Raw genomic sequence first — 2,705 nt, 5'->3', positions numbered from 1 at the left:
TTTCGGGTGCAGTTCTTTGTAGGCTTTGATTACGTTCGGCAGCTCCTGCACACAGGGGCCGCACCAGGTGGCCCAGAAGTCGATGAGGACGACTTTGCCGCGCATCTTCGCCAGATCGACTTCACGACCATCGACGGCGGTGAATTTCATCTCGAGCGGCTTGGATTTGAGCTCGGCGGTGGCTTTGAGGCTTTTGAGCACTTTTTCAGCGGCGGCTTTGTCCTCGCTGCTGGCGTCGTCAGCTTTGACGAGGGCTTCGAGTTCGGCATTGACGTTCTCCACGGGCGGGGCCCCGACGATGCCGCGCACTTTTTCTGCCTGGGCATTGAAGATAGCGGCGGACCAGCGGACTGGGCTCTTCGGGGAGGCTTTGATAGCGGCGGCATAGGCTTCATCGTAGGCCATCAGGCTGGTCTTCATGAAGGCGATGGCTTCCTCGCGGGACTTGGGCTTTTCCTTGGGCTGCTTGATGCCAGAGATCGCCTCCTCGACCTTTTTCCACTCCGCCTCACCAGCGGCCATGAGGGACGACGAAACGGCCACGAACAATGTCGCGACCCCGATGCGGAGGAGAAGGGATGTCTTCATCTCCGCGAGACTACCCGGCGGCAGCAGGCCGAAGCAAGAATAAATCTTGTTGGCGCAAGGGCGCGGAGGGGGTCAGAGCTGTTTTTTGCTCGCGAGCAGGGCGGCTTTGGCAGCCTGGATCTTGCCGTCGGCTTGGTCGATGAGTGGGTCGAACATGGGGATCTCTTTGGCGTTCTGGCCCTGCTCGTGTTTGCGGAAGCCGAAGAGGTAGGTCTCGTTTTGTGGGCGCCAGCGGTTGAAGAAAAGTTCGTCTTTATGCAGAACTTCGCGGCGGATGGGGTCGAGCTCGGCAGGGGCGATGGCGGGGGCGGTGAGGCCGAGTCCTTCGACGAGTTTGGTGCTGAGTTTGGCGTAGCCTTCCTGGGTGTAGTGGACACCGTTTTCAGTCAGTGCCTTGGAGGCGACACCGGTTTTTGGGATGCCACCCATGAGTTCGAAGAGGTCGATGAAGTAAGTGTTCTGGCTGATGGCGAATTTGCGGAGGGCATCGCGCAGGCTGGAGAGGCTTTTGTTCGCATCGGTCTGATCAGGCAGTGGCGGTGGGAGGGTCTCAAGCGGCGGCGGCGTGACGATGATGATGCGTGCGCCGGGGGCGTGTTTGCGGATGAGTTCGAGGTAGCTGCGGTAGCCGGAGAGGAAGTCGGGCAGGCCGCCGAGTTTCTCGAAGGCCAGCTCGGAGCCGTAGCAAAGCATGACGACGGTAGGCTTGAGCAGCTCAAGATGAGCGGTGAGGCGCTGGAGACCTTCTTCCGGCGGACCGAAGTAGGAACGGGCATGGCCGAAGACGGTGTCACCACTCCAGGCGAGATTGCGGACGGTGACTTTGGTATCGCCGAGCGCTAGTGCGAGCCGAGGTTCGAAGGTGGCGTAACGCAGTTCACGCTCGATGACGGTATTGCCGATGAGCACGACACGATCACCGTCCTGGAACTCAAAGGTGGCTTTCTCCGTCGGTTTCGGCGCAGGTGGTGTGACGTCCTGGGCAGTGGCGATGCAAACGAGGGAGAGGGAGAGGAGGATGGCTTTCACGATCATGCTGGGCGGATTGGAGCGGGAATGTGGCAAATGTCCAGCCTGCAACCGCGTGGAGCAGTGCCTTTTCATCAGGGTCTCTCGACTCTGACGCGCATGAAGCGCTGCGTGCCGGGGCCTGCAGGGACGCTGTCACGGACGATGAGCTGGGTGCTCGTGTTCGTCTCGATGATCAATCCGGCGCTGCTCCAACTGAGCGGATTGGAGATGTCGCTGGTGGCTTCGGCGGTGAAGACCACATCCGTAGCTGCGGGGTTTTTCGGCACTGACATGCGCAGGTAGGTCTGGTTGCTCACGACCGTGTTCGAGTAGGTGACAGGGGAACCTGTGGAGACAGCGGGCTCGGTGCCAAAGGCGTATTCGAGCAGGTTGACCTGACCATCGAAGTCAGGGTCGAGAGACTCCGCAGCGGCGGGATCGGCCAAGCTTGGGCTCCAGTTTTGTGCCTGCCAGATTTGGAGAGGATTCAGGTAAGCGTTGAAGGTGAGATCGCGGAAAGAGATGGCGCTGGTGTCATCGGCCTGAAGTCTCGCGGTGTAGGTTCCACCGGCCGTGACAGCGGCCGTGGTGTCCACAAGAGCCGTATTTCCAAAGGAGAGCGTGCCGGGTCCGCTGCGCTGACTCCACTGAGTCGTCAGGCTGATCGGCGTGGGAAAGCTGTCATCCGTCACGGTGCCATCCAGCGGGATGGGTGAGAGCGGATACGTGGCCACGCTGGCGATGCCCACGACTGGAGCTTTATTCAGCGGCACGATGCTGAGATTGGATAAGGTGACCGTGTTGTATCCGACGCCGCTAGCGTTGTTCACACTGAAACCGACGAGCACAGGCACGGGCATAATGACGGTCTGGGACTGACCGAGCTGAGCCCAGGTGCCAGGTGCGCCTCCCGAATCGGCGGCGTGGAAGGCGGTGATGGTGTTGCCTTTGCGAATCAGCCGCACCCAACGTGTGGCTCCGGTGAAGCTGGGCACGCCGCCGTTGGCTCCACCGGCAATGCTGGTCCAGAAGTAGCCATTGTAGGAGCCTGTGGGGATGCGCCCCATCTGCACGCGGGCACCGCCATCTTCAGCCTCGCGACTCAC

Annotated in this window: 2 protein-coding genes and 1 pseudogene; all 3 read right to left on the bottom strand. The window is 60.9% G+C overall.

The genetic code is table 11. The features are described 5' to 3' along the window. On the bottom strand, positions 1 to 588 hold a 588-nt coding region (locus tag AC6FTP_RS26795; protein ID WP_497209958.1), incomplete at its 3' end, for a TlpA disulfide reductase family protein. A gap of 72 nt (positions 589 to 660) precedes the next feature. Beyond that, entirely contained in the window at positions 661 to 1,617 is a 957-nt protein-coding gene (locus tag AC6FTP_RS26790) for a GDSL-type esterase/lipase family protein (protein ID WP_497209957.1), read from the bottom strand. Positions 1,618 to 1,691: 74 nt separating this feature from the next. After that, positions 1,692 to 2,705 (bottom strand): annotated as a pseudogene (locus tag AC6FTP_RS26785) (hypothetical protein); the annotation flags it as partial.

It is taken from the genome of Prosthecobacter sp., assembly GCF_044378005.1.
Taxonomy (GTDB): Bacteria; Verrucomicrobiota; Verrucomicrobiia; order Verrucomicrobiales; family Verrucomicrobiaceae; genus Prosthecobacter.
Note: the sequence above shows the minus strand (reverse complement) of the source record. Positions and strands in the feature narration are given on the sequence as shown.